The organism is Mycobacterium sp. ML4 (assembly GCF_054515735.1).
The window spans coordinates 1-17,813 of the sequence record NZ_JBTNSY010000007.1 but is presented as its reverse complement, the minus strand read 5'-3'; the positions used below and the strand labels follow the sequence as shown (position 1 = coordinate 17,813).

9 protein-coding genes and 1 pseudogene are annotated in these 17,813 nt (G+C 67.7%); 9 read left to right on the top strand and 1 reads right to left on the bottom strand.

Annotated elements, in window-relative coordinates:
• The first annotated feature begins 2 nt into the window (after positions 1-2).
• The 7 genes from ACX9NE_RS09155 to ACX9NE_RS09125 all read left to right on the top strand — a co-directional run bounded on the left by ACX9NE_RS09155 (position 3) and on the right by ACX9NE_RS09125 (position 9,724).
• On the top strand, positions 3-1,958 hold the full coding sequence (locus ACX9NE_RS09155) for a galactan 5-O-arabinofuranosyltransferase (RefSeq protein ID WP_459361602.1): 1,956 nt from the start codon (positions 3-5) through the stop codon (positions 1,956-1,958).
• Positions 1,955-5,230 (top strand): arabinosyltransferase domain-containing protein, encoded by a 3,276-nt coding sequence (locus tag ACX9NE_RS09150; protein WP_459361376.1) that lies wholly within the window; start codon positions 1,955-1,957, stop codon positions 5,228-5,230. The genes ACX9NE_RS09155 and ACX9NE_RS09150 overlap by 4 nt, the downstream gene beginning before the upstream one ends.
• Positions 5,231-5,311: 81 nt before the next feature.
• Positions 5,312-5,554, top strand: a complete 243-nt coding sequence (locus ACX9NE_RS09145) for a CopG family transcriptional regulator (RefSeq protein WP_459361375.1) — start codon at positions 5,312-5,314, stop codon at positions 5,552-5,554.
• Positions 5,551-5,862, top strand: a complete 312-nt coding sequence (locus ACX9NE_RS09140; RefSeq protein WP_459361374.1) for a PIN domain-containing protein — start codon at positions 5,551-5,553, stop codon at positions 5,860-5,862. The genes ACX9NE_RS09145 and ACX9NE_RS09140 overlap by 4 nt, the downstream gene beginning before the upstream one ends.
• Entirely contained in the window at positions 5,859-5,981 is a 123-nt protein-coding gene (locus ACX9NE_RS09135; RefSeq protein ID WP_459361373.1) for a hypothetical protein, read from the top strand. The genes ACX9NE_RS09140 and ACX9NE_RS09135 overlap by 4 nt, the downstream gene beginning before the upstream one ends.
• Positions 5,982-6,116: 135 nt before the next feature.
• Positions 6,117-7,826: a DEAD/DEAH box helicase gene (locus ACX9NE_RS09130; protein ID WP_459361372.1), complete on the top strand. Its 1,710-nt coding sequence runs from the start codon at positions 6,117-6,119 to the stop codon at positions 7,824-7,826.
• Positions 7,823-9,724 carry a hypothetical protein gene (locus ACX9NE_RS09125; protein ID WP_459361371.1) on the top strand — a complete coding sequence of 634 codons (1,902 nt, stop codon included), beginning with the start codon at positions 7,823-7,825 and terminating at the stop codon, positions 9,722-9,724. Before ACX9NE_RS09130 ends, ACX9NE_RS09125 begins: the two co-directional genes overlap by 4 nt.
• Before the next feature lie 190 nt (positions 9,725-9,914).
• Here ACX9NE_RS09125 and ACX9NE_RS09120 read toward each other — a convergent pair.
• Positions 9,915-11,047: pseudogene (locus ACX9NE_RS09120) on the bottom strand (BTAD domain-containing putative transcriptional regulator).
• Between the two features lie 235 nt (positions 11,048-11,282).
• Here ACX9NE_RS09120 and ACX9NE_RS09115 point away from each other — a divergent pair.
• Positions 11,283-14,561, top strand: a complete 3,279-nt coding sequence (locus ACX9NE_RS09115; RefSeq protein WP_459361370.1) for an arabinosyltransferase domain-containing protein — start codon at positions 11,283-11,285, stop codon at positions 14,559-14,561.
• Positions 14,558-17,813 (top strand): arabinosyltransferase domain-containing protein (locus tag ACX9NE_RS09110; RefSeq protein WP_459361369.1); only part of this gene is annotated, 3,256 nt, incomplete at its 3' end. The genes ACX9NE_RS09115 and ACX9NE_RS09110, both read left to right, overlap by 4 nt.

The window sequence follows — 17,813 nt, the reverse complement described above, 5'->3', positions numbered from 1 at the left end:
GCATGCGCAACGCGCTGGCCACCCTGGGCCAGATGGCGCTGGCGGCGCTAATCGCCGTCGCCGTGGCTTCGATATCTCTGGCGGCAATCTCGCAGGTGCAGTGGCCGGCCTTTCCGTCGTCCAACCAGTTGCATGCGCTGACCACCGTCGGTCAGGTGGGCTGCCTGGCCGGGCTGTTCGCGGTCGGCTGGTTGTACCGCCGGGGACGCTTTCCGCGGCTGGCCCAGTTCGGTGGGGTGGTGTTCGTCTCCGCCTTCAGCGTCGTGACGCTGGGCATGCCGCTGGGCGCCACCAAGCTCTATTTGTTCGGCATTTCCGTGGACCAGCAGTTCCGCACCGAATACCTGACCCGGCTCACCGACAGCCCGAAGCTACAGGACATGACTTATATCGGGCTGCCGCCGCTCTATCCACCCGGCTGGTTCTGGATCGGCGGGCGCGCGGCCGCATTGACCCGAACGCCGGCGTGGGAGATGTTCAAGCCGTGGGCGATCACGTCGATCACCATCGCCGTCGCGGTCGCGCTGGTGCTCTGGTGGCGGATGGTCCGCTTCGAGTACGCGCTGCTCGTGACGATCGCGACCGCGGCCGTGACGCTGGCCTACAGTTCCCCCGAGCCCTACGCCGCGATGATCGCCGTGCTGCTGCCGCCGGTGCTCGTGCTGGCATGGTCGGGCCTGCGCGCCGCTCGGCGGTCGTCGAGTGCCGAGCGTGAAGCTGGCCGCACAGTCGGCGTCGAGCGTGAAGCCAGCTTCACGCTCGGCGAGGGGGTGGACGCGCGCGCGGGCTGGGCGGCGATCGTCGGAACCGGCATCTTCCTGGGCTTCGCCGCCACCTGGTACACGTTGCTGGTCGCCTACAGCGCGTTCACGGTGACGCTGATGGCCCTCGGTCTGGTTGTATCCCGGTGGCGCTCCGGCGGCGTCCGGGCAGCGCTGGACCCGCTGCGCCGGCTGGTCGTGATCGGCGCGATAGCAGCGGCGATCGCCTCCACCACCTGGCTGCCCTACCTGCTGCGAACCCTGAGCTCGCCGACCAGCAACAGCGGCAGCGCCTTTCACTACCTGCCCGCCGACGGCGCCGAATTGACCTTCCCAATGCTGCAGTTCTCGTTGCTGGGCGCCATCTGCATGATCGGCACGCTGTGGCTGGTCGTCCGCGCGCGGTCGTCGGTGCGAGCCGGTGGACTTGCGATCGGCGTGCTGGCCGTCTACCTCTGGTCGCTGCTGTCGATGCTGAGCACCCTGGCGCGCACCACGCTGCTGTCGTTCCGGCTGCAGCCGACGCTGTCGGTGCTGCTGGTGGCCGCCGGTGTATTCGGCTTCGTCGAGTTCTCTAAAGCACTGTCGGTCCGCAGCCGCGCCGTGCTGCCGGTGGCCGCGGCACTCGGACTAGCCGGCGCGATCGCGTTCAGCCAGGACATTCCCGACGTGCTGCGACCCGACCTGACCATCGCCTACACCGACACCGACGGCAACGGCCAACGCGGCGACCGGCGACCGCCCGGCTCGGAGAAGTACTACCCCGCCGTCGACGCCGCGATTGCGAAGGCCACCGGCCGGCCACGCGATCAGACGGTGGTCATGACGGCCGACTACAGCTTCCTGTCCTTCTATCCCTACTGGGGCTTCCAGGGCCTGACCTCGCACTACGCCAATCCGCTGGCCCAGTTCGACAAACGCGCCGCCCAGATCGAAAGCTGGTCCAAGCTCAAAACCGCCGACGAGTTCATGCAGGCTCTGGACAAGCTGCCGTGGCCGCCGCCGACGGTTTTCCTGATGCGGCGCGGCGCCGGCAACACCTACACACTGCGGCTGGCCGAAGACGTCTACCCCAACCAGCCCAACGTCCGCCGCTACACCGTCGACCTCAAGGCCGCGCTGTTCAACGACCCACGTTTCAGCGTCGAGACCATCGGTCCATTCGTGCTGGCGATCCGCAAGCCCAGCGCCGCATGACCACCAAGACCTCGCCGGATACCGCAGCAGAGCTAGCATCACTTCCCGTGGGCGATACGGGAGCAAACTACCGAATCGCTCGTCTTGTTGCCGTCATCGCCGGTCTGCTGGGAGCCGCGTTAGCGCTGGCAACCCCACTGCTGCCGGTCAACCAGACCACGGCGCAGCTGAACTGGCCGCAGAACGGCACCTTCGGCAGCGTCGAAGCCCCGCTGATCAGCTACGTAGCCACCGATCTGAACATCAGCGTGCCCTGCCAGGCCGCGGCCGGACTGGCCGGGCCGCAGAACACCGGCAAGACGGTGCTGCTGTCGACGGTGCCCAAACAGGCACCCAAGGCCGTCGACCGCGGGCTGCTGTTGCAGCGGGTCAACGGCGACCTGGTACTCATCGTGCGCAACGTTCCGGTGGTCACCGCGCCACTGAGTGAAGTCCTCGGTCCAGACTGTCAGCGATTGACCTTCACCGCCCACGCGGACCGCGTCATCGGCGAGTTTGTCGGCCTCAAGCAGGGGCCGACCACCGAACATCCCGGCGCCGCGCTGCGCGGCGAGAAGAGCGGCTATGACTTTCGTCCGCAGATCGTCGGTGTCTTCACCGATCTGACCGGACCCGCCCCGCCGGGCCTGAGCTTCTCGGCGACCGTCGACACCCGCTACAGCAGCAGCCCGACGCCGCTGAAGATGGCCGCGATGGTCCTAGGATTGCTGCTGACCGCGGCCTCCCTCGTCGCGCTGCACATTCTCGACAGCGCCGACGGCACCCGGCACCGCCGGTTCCTGCCGGCGCGCTGGTGGTCGATCGGCGGACTGGACGCCCTGGTGATCGCCGTGCTGGTGTGGTGGCACTTCGTCGGCGCCAACACCTCCGACGACGGCTACATCCTCACCATGGCCCGGGTATCCGAGCACGCCGGCTACATGGCGAACTACTACCGCTGGTTCGGCACGCCCGAGGCGCCGTTCGGTTGGTACTACGACCTGCTGGCGATGTGGGCACACGTCACCACCGCCAGCACCTGGATGCGGCTGCCGACCCTGGCCATGGCGCTGACCTGCTGGTGGGTGATCAGCCGTGAGGTCATCCCCCGGCTGGGCCATGCCGTCAAGAAGAGCCGGGCAGCGGCCTGGACGGCGGCCGGGATGTTTTTGGCCGTCTGGCTGCCCCTGGACAACGGCCTGCGCCCGGAGCCCATCATCGCCCTGGGCATCCTGCTGACCTGGTGCTCGGTGGAGCGAGCGGTGGCTACCAGCAGGCTGTTGCCGGTGGCGGCGGCATGCATCATCGGTGCGCTGACGCTCTTCTCCGGACCGACCGGTATCGCCTCCATCGGTGCGCTGCTGGTGGCGATCGGGCCGCTGCGGACGATCCTGCATCGCCGCTCCAAACGCTTCGGACTGCTACCGCTGGTGTCGCCGATCCTGGCCGCAGCCACCGTCACCACGATCCTGATCTTCCGGGACCAGACCTTCGCCGGTGAAGCACAGGCCACCACGCTCAAGCGGGCCGTGGGCCCGAGCCTGAAGTGGTTCGACGAACACATCCGCTACGAGCGATTGTTCATGCCCAGCCCGGACGGGTCGGTGGCACGGCGCTTCGCGGTGTTGGCGCTCATCGTCGCACTGGCGATCGCGGTGGCGGTTTCGCTGCGCAAGGGCAGAATCCCGGGCACGGCCGCCGGGCCGAGCCGCCGCATCATCGGCATCACCATCATCTCGTTCCTGGCGATGATGTTCACTCCCACCAAGTGGACCCACCACTTCGGGGTGTTCGCCGGGCTGGCCGGTTCACTGGGAGCACTGGCAGCGGTGGCGGTCACCGCGGCGGCGATGCGCTCCCGGCGCAACCGCACCCTGTTCGCCGCCGTCGTTGTCTTTGTGATGGCCATGTCGTTCGCGAGTGTCAACGGCTGGTGGTACGTCTCAAACTTCGGTGTGCCATGGTCGAACTCGTTTCCGAAGTGGCGCTGGTCGCTGACCACCGCGCTGCTCGAACTCACCGTGGCGGTGTTGTTGATCGCCGCGTGGTTCCACTTCATCTCGACCAACGACGACGGACCTCCCAGGACCCGTTTCGGTACCCGTCTGTCACGAATCCTGCAGTCACCGTTGGCGATTGCGACGTGGCTGCTGGTGCTGATGGAAGTTGTGTCGCTGACCCAGGCGATGATCTTCCAATACCCGGCGTGGTCGGTGGGCCGGTCCAATCTGCAGGCCCTGACCGGGAAGACCTGCGGACTGGCCGAGGACGTCCTGGTCGAGATGAATCCCGACGCCGGCATGCTGGCGCCGGTTTCCGCCCCGGTGGGCGAGGCACTGGGTGCCGGGCTGTCGGAAGCGTTCACTCCCAACGGAATTCCCGCGGACGTATCCGCAGACCCGGTGATGGAACGCCCGGGCGACCGCAACTTCGCCAACGACGACGGCGTGGTCACCGGCACCGAAGCCGGCACCGAAGGCGGCACCACCGCAGCGCCGGGCATCAACGGCTCGCGTGCGCGCTTGCCGTTCAATCTGGATCCGGCCCGGACACCCGTGCTGGGCAGCTGGCGGGCCGGCATCCAGGTGCCGGCGACGCTGCGGTCAGGCTGGTACCGCCTGCCACCCAAGGACGAGCGCCACAAGACGCCGCTGTTGGTGGTGACGGCCGCGGGCCGGTTCGACTCCCGCGAGGTTCAGGTGCAATGGGCGACCGACGACGAAGCAGCAGCCGGGAAGCACAGCGGCTCAATGGGCTTCGCCGACGTCGGCGCGGCGCCGGCGTGGCGCAACCTGCGCGCGCCGCTGTCCGCGATCCCCGACTCCGCCACCCAGGTGCGGCTGGTGGCCGAGGATGACGATCTGGCCCCGCAACACTGGATCGGCCTCACCCCGCCGCGGGTGCCGCAACTGCGCACGCTGCAGGACGTGGTGGGCTCCAGCGATCCGGTGTTCCTGGACTGGCTGGTGGGGCTGGCATTCCCGTGTCAGCGGCCGTTCGGCCATCAGAACGGCGTCGACGAGGCGCCGAAGTGGCGCATTCTGCCCGACCGGTTCGGCGCCGAAGCCAACTCACCGGTGATGGACAACCTCGGCGGCGGCCCGCTGGGGATTACCGAGTTGCTGGTGCACGCGACCACGGTGGCCAGCTACCTCAAGGACGACTGGTTCCGGGACTGGGGCGCGCTGCAACGACTCACGCCCTACTATCCCGACGCCACACCCGCCCGGCTGGAACTGGGCACGGTGACGCGCAGCGGGTTCTGGGATCCCGCGCCGTTGCGCAAGAGCTAGTGGTTTCTGGCAGCTAAGGGTTTCCGGTTCGGACCCCGGGACGAGGGTCGTCCGCCGAGTTGACGCACTAACGTCAGATGCATGCGCACCACGCTGTCGTTGGATGATGATGTGCTGCTCGCTGTAAAGGAACGCGAACGGCGCGAGAACCGCACCGCAGGCAAGGTCCTGTCCGATCTTGCCCGGCAGGCGTTGACGCAGCAGCAACGCACCGATCGGGAAACCGGGCCGGAAAGCTTCTATGGTTTCGAACCCTTCGAACATCGGGGGCCCGCCGTGTGCAACACACTCATCGACCGGCTGCGTGACGAGGAAGCTGTGTGACGCGTGCCCTGCTGGACGTCAATGTCCTCATCGCCCTGCTCGACAGCGACCACACGGACCACCGGCGCGTTCGCGGGTGGGTCGGCGCCGAGATCGTGCACGGCTGGGCATCGTGTGCAATAACTCGTAACGGCTTCGTTCGGATCATCATCCAGCCCCGATACCCCAGCCCGGTGCCACCTGCCCAGGCGATCGGCAGGTTGGCCCGCGCCGCGGCGACTGGATATCACGAGTATGGCCATGCACGGTCAGCCTGCTCGACGACGAGCTCATCGACTACTCACGGCTGCGCGGGCATCGCCAGGTGACCGACGCATATCTGCTCGCGCTCGCAACCGCCAATGGTGGCCGGTTCGCGACGCTCGCTCAGTCGATTCCCATTGACGCCGTCCGCAACGCCGGCGCGAGCAACCTGACGCTGATCTGATTTCGCCAGACCGGACATCGGCCAGAATCGCATCCGCCTCATTCGTCACAGGTCGGCGTGGGTAGGCGGTGGTGTCGGTAGCCGCCGGTACCGTCCGGCGCAGAGCTTGCACGCACCGGTCGCCGGGAGGGCCGCATGTCTGTCACGATCGCCGCCGAGGGGACCCCAACGGCGAACCTGTCCGCCTATCTGTCGTTACTGGCGCGGCTCCGCAACGGCGCACGGCCGCAGCCGGATTGGTCCGCCATCGTCGATGAAGCGGCACAGGTCTGGGCGCGGCCCGGGTTCGACACCTTCCTTGCGATACCGACGTTGCGGTTCGAGCCGTTCGACTATCAGCTGCAGGCCGCGCGAACCGTGCTGCGGCGGATGCGCGGCCGGGGCATCCTGGCCGACGAGGTCGGGCTCGGCAAGACGATCGAGGCCGGGTTGGTGCTGTCTGAGCTGCGGATGCGCGGGCTCGCCGACCAGGCGCTGGTGATCGTTCCGGCGGGACTTGTCGATCAATGGCGCGACGAGTTGGAGCGGAAATTTGGTTTGCCGACCGTGATCGCCCAGTCCGGGCCTACACCATCTCGCGACGCAGCGATGGACCGGCCGGTCACCATCGCCTCGCTCGCAACCGCGCGCCGTGATCCGCTGCTGGCCAGGCTCATCGACACCAACTGGGACCTGGTGGTTTTTGACGAGGCGCACCGGCTCCGCAATTCGCGAAGCGCATCGGGCAAGCTGGCGCGCAGCCTGCGTGCCCGTTATCTGCTGATGCTGACCGCGACGCCGGTGGAGAACAAGCTGTCGGACCTGTACCACCTGGTCAGCCTGGTCGCGCCCGGGCTGCTCGGCACCCCCGCCCAGTTCCGCACCAAACATGGTGCAGCGTCGGTCGAAATGAGACCGCACAACCTTGAGGAGCTGCGTGCCCGGACTAGCCAGGTCATGGTCAGACATCGCCGCAGCGAGGTTGCCGTGATGCTGCCGCCCCGCCTGGCCGAGACGACGTTGGTGACGCCCGGCCTCGACGAGGCACGCCTCTACGCCGACATCGTCCGGCGAGTCAGGGCAGCAGCACTGGGACCGGGGCATACCCGGTTGGCCCTGCGCGGCCTGACCCGGCTGGCCGGCTCCAGCCCCGCGGCCGCCGCGCCGACGCTGGGCAAGCTCGGCTGGAACGACCTCGCGGAACGCGCCCAGGCCATCCGGGAACCGGACAAGGTGCGTGAACTCGTCGAAATCCTTCGACGACACGTCGACGGGGGCGAGAAGGTGTTGGTGTTCACCGGGTTTCGGCAGACCCTGGATGTTCTGGTCACCGCGGTCGAGCGCGCCGGACTGTCATCGGCGTCGTATCACGGCAGCCTCACCCGGACGGCGAAGGAGTCGGCAATCGCGCAGTTCCGAGCCGACACGCCGATCCTGCTGTCGACCGAGTCGGCGGGCGAGGGCCGCAACCTCCAGTTCTGCCATGTGATGGTGAACTTTGATCTGCCGTGGAACCCCATGCAGATCGAGCAGCGGCTCGGCCGGCTGCACCGGGTCGGGCAAGAACACGACGTGATGCTGACCAACCTGGTCTGCCGAGGCAGCATCGAGCAACGGATCATGCATGTGCTCGAGGCGAAGATCAATCTGTTCGAACTCGTCGTCGGTGAACTGGACATGATCCTGGGCCGGGTCGACGACGACTTCGATTTCGAGACCGAGGTTTTCGACGCCTTTGTCGATGCGATCGACGACGACGAGTTCGAGCGACGGCTCGAATCGCTCGGCAACGCGCTCGCCGAGGCGAGACGCAGCTATGTGAAGAGCCGCGAAGACGTTGACCTCCTGGTGGGTGAGTTGGCGTGACGAAAACCGATGCGGGGCTCGGCTTCTGGCTGCGGTATGTCGAAGTGAGCGGCGGGCTCACCGAATCCGGCGGCGATACCACGCTGGTGATGCTGCCACAGGACCTACAGACGATACTGGAGCTGCCCGAGGTGCTACGGGTCACCGCCGATCCCGATGTGGCGCGCGAGGACGGTGCGACCTTGCTCTCGGTCGGGCATCCCGCCCTGGGCCGCTCCGCCGAGGAGGTCCTGGCGATGGGTGACGTCGCCACGATGGCCGTGCCAGTGGTCGCCACGCCGCCACCCCCGGCAGAGCACCTGCAGGCGATGGCACGCGACCAGTTCACCATCGATCACGGACGGATCGACGCCACGGGCGCGCCGACCCGGTCGGTCCGCACGATGCTCCGCGTCGGGGCACTGGTCGACTACACGCTATCCAGCGACGACCACTACCAGGAATGCGCCGAATGTTGGGTGGATGTGCACTCGCAACACCAGCTGCCAACCCACGTGAGTCAGAAGCTCGCCGCCTTGACGTCGATGCCGCACGACAGTTCGCCGTCGCTCACCGGCCTGACCGCGGCGATCGGATTCGCGGACCGGGTCATCGGGCGGTACGCCCTGCGGCGGCGATCCGAACTCGGTGATGACACCGACAAGGCGCGCGACGCGGAGCTGGAGCGCGTCGAAGCCTACTACCGCGACGCGCTCGCGCGGATCGAGCGCCGGCGCGCCCAGGCACCTGCCGATCGCGGCGAGCTGCTTAACGCACGTGCCGACAGCGTGCGGAGCGAGCGGGCACGGCGGATCGGCGAGACGCGGGAGAAGTACCAAGCGAGCCATGAGATCCGGCCCTATCGGCTGCACATTTACGAGGTGCCGGTATGGCGATTACCGGTCGACGTCCGCCGGGGCGAGCGCCGTTACCCACTGATGCTTGATTGGCTCATCCCGCTGAGCCGTTTCGCTGATATCGCCTGCCCACACTGCGGCTCCGATGAGCGACTCGTCGCCACGAAAACCGGGCTGCGGTGCCCGAGCTGCGTCCCCCGCCAGACCGTCCGGCTCGCGCCCGAGCCTACGAGACCGCCGGCTGACCCGAAGCTCCGGCCGGAAACGAAGCCGAAAGCGGTTGTCAAACCGCGGACACCGCCGCAGCACCCGAAGCCGGCGCTACCCGATCCCCGCCCGGCGCCGTCGAGATTGCCGAAACTCGGCGACAAGCTGGCCGCAAAGGTGTGGGAGGCGGTGGCCCACAACGACCGGCGGCTGGCGCGCATGTGCGCGCCGGATTCGCCTGCGGCGGCGGCGATTCGCCTGTACGGGCCATCGGGTGCGGCCTGGGCGGTCGGAGTCCCGCCGACCGAGCTCCTGGTCGCCGTCGCGGCCAGCACCACGATGGCATCGTCGGGCGTACGTCATGCGTCCAACGGCTACGTCGATACCGCGGCGGGACATCGCTTTCCGTTCCTGCTTCGGTGGCAGGCGCCCGGGGGTACCGGGCGGATCGACGAGATCTTGCCCTACGACCGGCCGTTCGACCCGGCGCGCCTGAGCCGATGGGTTCCGGGACCCGGCCGCACGGGTGTGTATGCGCCGCCGGAACCGCATGTCCCGCTCGGCCCTGTCGGCGAACTGCTCTGGCGGCGCGTGATTCCTACGTTTGGCCTGCCTGGGGTGCTGCGCTGCATTGCCGCGCTGTGGCGGCTGCCCGACGAGGAAGCCTTCCTCGATTCGCACGGCCCCGCGGCGGCCGCGGCCGGAATCGAACGAATGGTCTGCCAACGAGCGAACCTCACAACCGGCCGGTTCGCTGACATCGCTGCCGCCTACCGTGTCGCAGAAGCCACCGTGCGCGCCGCCGACGCCGACCTGCAAAGGTGCCTGCGACTCGGCCCGCAGAGGTGGTGGTAGCCCGGGCCGACAATTTCCCGCCGCCATGCCGACCTTCTTTGACCGACAACGCGTGAGCGCCCGGCGATGGTGGCAATGGCGGCGTTGCGAGGCGGCGGCTCTGCATGGCACCGACGGAAAAGGAGGCGCGGGCGCCCCTGACGGCAGCAACGGCGTGGCTCTGTCCCCGTGACTCGCCGTTGGCGGGTGATCACGCCGGCAACGGAACGATCTCGAACGTGAACTCACACCCTCCGATGCTGACGGTATCGCCGTGCGACAACGCGGCGCTGCCGTGGATCAGCTCGCCACGCACCTCGACACCGTTTGTCGAACGCAGATCGGTGATCACGAATCCTGTTCCGGTGTCGGCGATGACAGCGTGGTAGCGGCTGACGTCGTTGTCGTCGAGCACGATGTCGTTGTCGTTCAACCGCCCGATGCGGGTGGTCGCGCCGTCGAGCTGGTACCGGCGGCCGAATCGGTCACACAATGCGGCAGCGACGGAGGCCGGGAGGGTCGCGCCGGTTGTCGATGCGGCTGCGTTTGCGAGTGCTCTTGGCCGCCTGCTTGATGACGATCGACTCTTGGCGCAAAATCCGCTGGTGCAGGGCGCTGACCGTCGGACCGGGGTCGATGCCGAGCCCCTCGGCCAGCGCAGTCTTCAACTGCCGGTAGGCGCCGAGCGCGTCAGACTGCCGCTCGGTGACGTAATAGGCGGTGATCAGCTGTGCCCACAGCGGTTCGCGATAGGGATGTTCCGCGGCCAGCGCCTCTAACTCGCCGATCACGGAATCGGCACGGGCCGCAAGCGATTTCAGCCTCGGCGCGCGCGCTGTGGGCGGCCACCTTGTCTTCGACGGCTTTGGCGGCGAAGGCGGCGACGAATTCGAAGTCGCGCAGGTCGTCGAGAACCGGTCCGCGCCATTCGGCCAGGGCTGCCGACAGGTGACTGCTGGCCTCCTCGAACCGTCCCGCGGCCGCGGCTGACACGCCCGCCGCCTTGGCGGCGGCAAACCGACCCAGGTCGTAGTCCGTGTCGGCCACATTGAGCTGGTATCCGGGCGGCGCACTCGCCAGCACCCGGACCGGGTCCACTCCACCATCGCGCAGCAGACGACGGAGGTTGGAGATGTGGGACTGGATGCTGGTGCGGGCAGCTGGGACCGGGGAGCCGTCCCACACCGCGTCGATCAACGAGTCCACCGATACCGGGCGGTTGCGGTTGATCAACAGCACCGCCAGCACCGCCCGTTGTTTGGCGGCGCCGACCGGTACCGGGACGCCGTTCGCCAACAGTTGCAGCGGCCCCAGCACACCAAACCCGAGAGCCGAGTTCGTCATCGCGCTGCCAGCCTTCCGGTCATCGAGGGCTTCGGCTTGTCATCTATCGATACATATTGTGACCTCTGCACCCGGCCCGCCTCCAAAGGCCACTGTGTTTGGTTGTGCGTCTCGTCCTCAGGCCCGCACGGCCCCGCATCCTCAACGCACTCGATACAACCGTGCGTCTCGTCCTCAGGCCCGCACGGCCCCGCATCCTCAACGCACTTAATCGCGTCGCCTACGATCGAGCCTCGTGTCCCCCGACGGTAATGAGCGATCCCACCGGATCGCCCGGTTGGTCGCCGTCGCCGCCGGAATCGCCGGTCTGCTGTTGTGCCTGCTGGTTCCGCTGCTTCCGGTGCGGCAGACCACCGCGACGATCTTGTGGCCTCAGGGCAGCACCGCAGACGGCAATATCAGCCAGATCACCGCGCCGTTGGTGTCCGGCGCGCCTCGCGCCCTCGACATCTCCATTCCGTGCTCAGCCATCGCCACCCTGCCGGCCGGCGGTGGGTTGGTGGTCTCGACGCTGCCCGTCGATGGATTTGAGACCGGCAAGCACGGTCTGTTCGTCCGCGCCAACAAGGACACCGCCGTGGTGGCGTTCCGTGACACAGTCGCCGCGGTGGCTCCCCGCGCCCAGATCGCGGCGGGCGGATGCAACGTCCTGCACGTCTGGGCCGACGGCGGAGGCGCGGGAGCGGACTTCGTCGGCATCCCTGGTGCCGCCGGGAAGCTCGCTGCGGAGAAAAAGCCCCAGGTCGGGGGGATTTTCACCGACCTGAAGGTGCCCTCGCAGCCCGGGCTGTCGGCCAGAGTCGACGTCGACACCCGCTTCATCCTGCGGCCGACCGCGCTGAAGACCCTGGCTATGGTGCTGGGCGCGCTCGCGGTGCTTTGCTCCATCGTGGCCCTGTCAGCGCTGGATCGTCTGAGTCGGGGCAACACGCTGCGCATGTGGCGTCCCCGGGTACCGAAACCGAGGGCCGGTCTGGCCACCTGGCTGGCCGACGTCGTCGTGATCGGGACGCTGCTGCTCTGGCACATCATCGGGGCCACGTCCTCGGATGACGGCTACAACCTCACCCTGGCGCGGGTGGCTCCCCGAGCCGGCTATGTCGTCGACTACTACCGCTACTTCGGCACCACCGACGCACCGTTCGACTGGTATCTCGCGGAGTTGTCGGAGCTTGCTTCGGTCAGCACGGCCGGGGTGTGGATGCGGCTACTCGCCACCCTGTCCGGAATCGCTTGCTGGCTGGTGATCAGCCATGGCGTGCTCAGGAGGCTCGGACCGGGCAAGGGCGCGCTGGCATCCAACCGGGTCGCGGTTTTCACCGCGGGGGCGGTGTTCGTCGCCGCTTGGATACCGTTCAACAACGGCTTGCGGCCCGAGCCGCTGATCGCGCTGGGCGTCATGGTCACCTGGATCCTGGTCGAACGTTCCATCGCGCTGGGCAGGCTCGCCCCGGCCGCCGTCGCGATCCTCGTCGCGATGCTGACCGTCACCTTGGCGCCGCAGGGATTGATCGCGGTTGCGGCGCTGCTCACCGGTGCGCGTGCAGTCGCCACCACAATCCGGCGGCGACGCGCCACCGATGGCATCCTGGCGCCACTGGCGGTGCTGGTCGCCTCGTTGTCCGCGGTCACTCTGGTGGCTTTCCAGAGCCAGACGCTGGCGACCGTGGCCGAGTCGGCACGGATCAAGTACAAGGTCGGGCCGACGATCGCCTGGTACCAGGACTTCCTGCGCTACTACTTCCTCACCGTCGAGAGCAATGCGGACGGCTCGATGTCGCGCCGGTTCGCCGTGCTGGTGCTGCTGCTGTGCATGTTCGGGATGCTGTTCGTACTGCTGCGCCGTGGCCGGGTCGCCGGGGTGGCCACCGGACCCGCCTGGCGACTGATCGGCACCACGGCGATCGGCCTGCTGTTGCTGACGTTCACGCCCACCAAGTGGGCCATCCAGTTCGGCGCCTTCGCCGGATTGGCCGGTGCGCTGGGCGGACTCACCGCCTTCACCGTCGCGCGGATCGGCCTGCACAGCCGGCGCAACCTGGCCCTGTACGTCACCGCGCTGCTGTTCGTGTTGGCGTGGGCAACATCGGGGATCAACGGCTGGTTCTACGTCGGCAACTACGGCGTGCCGTGGTACGACATTCAGCCGGTGATCGCCAGCCACCCGGTCACGTCGATGTTCCTGACGTTGTCGATCCTCACCGGACTACTGGCCGCCTGGTATCACTTCCGGATGGATTACGCCGGGCATACCGAGGTGAAGAACAACCGGCGTAATCGCGTGCTGGCGTCGACTCCGCTGCTGGTCGTTGCGGTGATCATGGTGGCGGGGGAAGTCGGTTCGCTGGCCAAGGGCGCGGTGTTCCGCTACCCGCTGTACACCACCGCCAAAGCCAACCTGGCCGCCATCACCTCACCGCACAGCTGCGCAATGGCCGACGACGTACTGGCCGAACCGGACTCCAACGCCGGGATGCTACAGCCGCTTGCGGGTCAGGAATTCGGGCCCGACGGCCCGCTCGGCGGCATCAACCCGGTCGGCTTCAAGCCTGAGGGTGTCGGCGACAACCTTCAGTCCGACCCCGTGGTGAGTAAGCCGGGCGTCGTCAACTCCGATGCGTCGCCCAACAAGCCGAACGCCGCCATCACCGACTCCGCGGGCACCGCCGGCGGGAAGGGGCCGGTCGGGATCAACGGTTCGCACGCGGCCCTGCCGTTCGGGCTCGACCCCGCGCGCACTCCGGTCATGGGCAGCTACGGCGAGAACAACCTCGCCGCGCGCGCCACGTCGGCCTGGTACCAGCTGCCCGCACGCCGGCCGGACCGGCCGCTGGTCGTCGTTTCGGCCGCGGGCGCTATCTGGTCCTACAAAGAGGACGGCGACTTCATGTACGGCCAGTCGCTGAAGCTGCAGTGGGGCGTCACCCAACCCGACGGCCGCACCCAACCGCTCGGTGAGGTTTTCCCGATCGACCTGGGCCCGCAGCCGGCCTGGCGCAACCTGCGGTTCCCGTTCGCCTGGGCGCCGCCGGAGGCGAACGTGGCCCGCATCGTGGCTTACGACCCGAACTTGAGCTCCGAGCAATGGTTTGCGTTCACGCCGCCGCGGGTGCCGGAGCTGGAATCGCTGCAGCGGCTGATCGGGTCGCAGACGCCGGTGCTGATGGACATCGCGACGGCGGCGAATTTCCCGTGCCAGCGGCCGTTCTCCGAGCACCTCGGCATCGCGGAGCTGCCGGAATACCGCATCCTGCCCGACCACAAGCAGACCGCCGTCTCCTCGAACCTGTGGCAGGCCGCTTCGACTGGCGGGCCTTTCATGTTCACCCAGGGGTTGTTGTGGACGTCGACCATCTCGACGTATCTCAGTGGCGACTGGTATCGCGACTGGGGTTCGGTGGAGCAGTACCACCGCCTCGTCCCGGCCGATCAGGCGCCCGAGGCCGCCGTCCAGCAAGGCGTGACGACAGTGCCCGGCTGGAGCCGGCAAGGACCGATTAGGGCCCTCCCATGAGCACCCCCACCGCGAGCAGTCGCAAAGTCGCACCAAACCAGGCGGATTCGGACGAGTTTGTGTCTGCTCGCGCAACGAAGGTGGCCCGATGGGTGGCGATTGTCGCCGGGCTGATCGGGTTCGTGCTGTCGATCGCCACCCCGCTGCTACCGGTGGTGCAGACCACCGCGATGCTGAACTGGCCACAGAACGGTCAGCTCAACAGCGTCACGTCGCCGCTCATCTCGCTGACGCCGGTCGACTTCAGGGCGTCGGTGCCGTGCAGCATCGAGCGTGACATGCCGCCCAATGGCGGTGTCATCCTCGGCACCGCGCCCAGGCAGGGTAAGGACGCCAACCTCAACGCACTGTTCGTCGTCGTCAGCACGCAGCGGGTGGACGTCACCGACCGCAACGTGGTGATCCTGTCCGTGCCGCGTGATCTGATGCGATCCCCGCAGTGCGAACGTATCGACATCAGCTCGACGCACGCCGGAACGTTCGCCCAGTTCATCGGACTCAAGGACCCAGCTGGCGCACCCCTGCGCAGCGGGTTTCCCGACCCGAACCTGCGTCCGCAGATCGTTGGCGTGTTCACCGACCTCACCGGGCCGGCGCCGCCCCAGCTGAGCTTGTCGGCGACGATCGACACCCGTTTCTCCACCACCCCGACCACGCTGAAGCTACTCGCCATCATCGGCGCGATCGTGTCCACCATCGTCGCGTTGATCGCGCTGTGGCGCCTCGACCAGCTGGACGGCCACCGGATGCGCAGGTGGATCCCGGCCAATTGGCGCACCTTCACGCTGCTCGACGGCGTGGTGATCTTCGCGTTCCTGCTCTGGCACGTGATGGGCGCCAACTCGTCTGACGACGGCTACATCCTGGGCATGGCGCGCGTCGCCGACCACGCGGGCTACATGTCCAACTACTTCCGCTGGTTCGGCAGCCCGGAGGATCCCTTCGGTTGGTACTACAACCTGCTGGCACTGATGACCCACGTCAGCGACTCCAGCATCTGGATGCGGCTGCCGGACCTGGTCGCAGGGCTGATCTGCTGGTTGCTGCTCTCCCGCGAGGTGCTCCCCCGGCTGGGGCCGGCGGTGGCGGCCAGCAAACCGGCAAACTGGGCCGCCGCCATGGTGCTGCTGACCGCATGGATGCCGTTCAACAACGGTCTGCGGCCCGAAGGCATCATCGCGCTCGGATCGCTGGTCACCTATGTGCTGATCGAACGGTCGATGCGATACAGCCGCCTGACGCCGGCCGCCCTGGCGATCATCACCGCGGCGTTCACCCTGGGCGTGCAGCCCACCGGGCTGATCGCGGTGGCGGCGCTGGTCGCCGGTGGCCGTCCGATCCTGCGGATCCTGGTCAAACGCCGGCGCATGGTCGGCACGTTGCCGCTGCTGTCGCCGATGCTGGCCGCCGGCACCGTCATCCTGACGGTGGTCTTCGCCGACCAGACGCTGTCGACGGTGTTGGAAGCAACCCGGGTGCGCAGCAAGATCGGGCCCAGCCAGGCCTGGTACACCGAGAACCTGCGCTACTACTACCTGATCCTGCCGACCGTCGACGGCTCGCTGTCGCGCCGGTTCGGCTTCCTGATCACCGCGCTGTGCCTGTTCTCCGCGGTGTTCATCATGCTGCGGCGCAAGCGGGTGCCCGGGGTGGCGCGCGGTCCGGCGTGGCGGCTGATGGGCGTCATCTTCGGCACCATGTTCTTCCTGATGTTCACCCCCACGAAGTGGGTGCACCACTTCGGTCTGTTCGCCGCGGTGGGTGCGGCGATGGCGGCGTTGACGACGGTGTTGGTGTCGCCGTCGGTGTTGCGATGGTCGCGCAACCGAATGGCGTTCCTGGCCGCGGTGTTCTTCCTACTCGCACTGTGTTTCGCCACCACCAACGGCTGGTGGTACGTGTCCAGCTACGGTGTGCCGTTCAACAGCACCATGCCGAAGCTCGGGGGAATCACGGTCAGCACCGTGTTTTTCGCGCTGTTCGTGATCACCGCTATCTATGCGGCCTGGTTGCACTTCGCTCCTCGAGGCAGTGGCGAGGGACGGGTGGCCCGCTTGCTGACTACCGCTCCGGTGTCACTGGCAGCCGGTTTTATGGCGATGGTGTTCGTCGCGTCGATGGGCATCGGGATCGTGCGTCAGTACCCCACCTACTCCAACGGCTGGTCGAATGTGCGGGCGTTCGCCGGCGGCTGCGGACTGGCCGACGACGTGCTCGTCGAACCGGACACCAACGCCGGCTTCATGACGCCACTACCCGGAAACTACGGTCCGCTGGGGCCGTTGGGCGGTACCGATCCCGTCGGCTTCTCCCCGAACGGAGTGCCTGAGCACACCGTGGCCGAGGCCGTGGTGATGAAGCCCAACCAGCCCGGCACCGACTACGACTGGGACGCGCCGGCCAAGCTCAAGACCCCGGGCGTCAACGGTTCGACGGTGCCGTTGCCGTACCAGCTCGACCCCGCGCGGGTTCCGCTGGCCGGCACCTATACGACCGGCGCTCAGCAGCAGAGCCGGCTGACCTCGGCCTGGTACCAGCTGCCCAAACCGGACCAAGCTTCCATTGCGAGTCATCCACTGGTCGTCATCACCGCCGCCGGCAAGATTGCCGGCAACAGCGTGCTGCACCACTACACCAGCGGCCAGACCGTGGTGCTGGAATACGCCCGGCCCGCGCCGGGCGCGCTGGTCCCGGCCGGACGGATGGTGCCTGACGACCTCTACGGCGAGCAGCCGAAAGCGTGGCGCAACCTGCGCTTTGCCCGCGACAAGATGCCCGCCGACGCGGTCGCCGTGCGGGTGGTCGCGGAGGACCTTTCGCTGACTCCGGAGGACTGGATCGCGGTGACCCCGCCGCGGGTGCCCGAGCTGCGCTCGCTGCAGGAGTACGTCGGCTCGACGCAGCCGGTGCTGCTGGACTGGGCGGTGGGGCTGGCCTTCCCTTGCCAGCAGCCCATGCTGCACACCAATGGCGTCACCGAGATCCCCCGGTTCCGCATCACCCCGGACTACAACGCGAAAAAGCTCGACACCGACACCTGGGAGGACGGCGTCAACGGTGGCCTGCTCGGCATCACCGACCTGCTGCTGCGTGCCCACGTCATGGCGACCTACCTGTCTCGCGACTGGGCCCGTGATTGGGGGTCGCTGCGCAAGTTCGAGACGTTGGTCGACGCTCCGCCGGCGCGGCTGGACCTCGGCGAGGCGACGCGCAGCGGGCTGTGGTCGCCGGGTCAGATCCGGATCAAGCCCT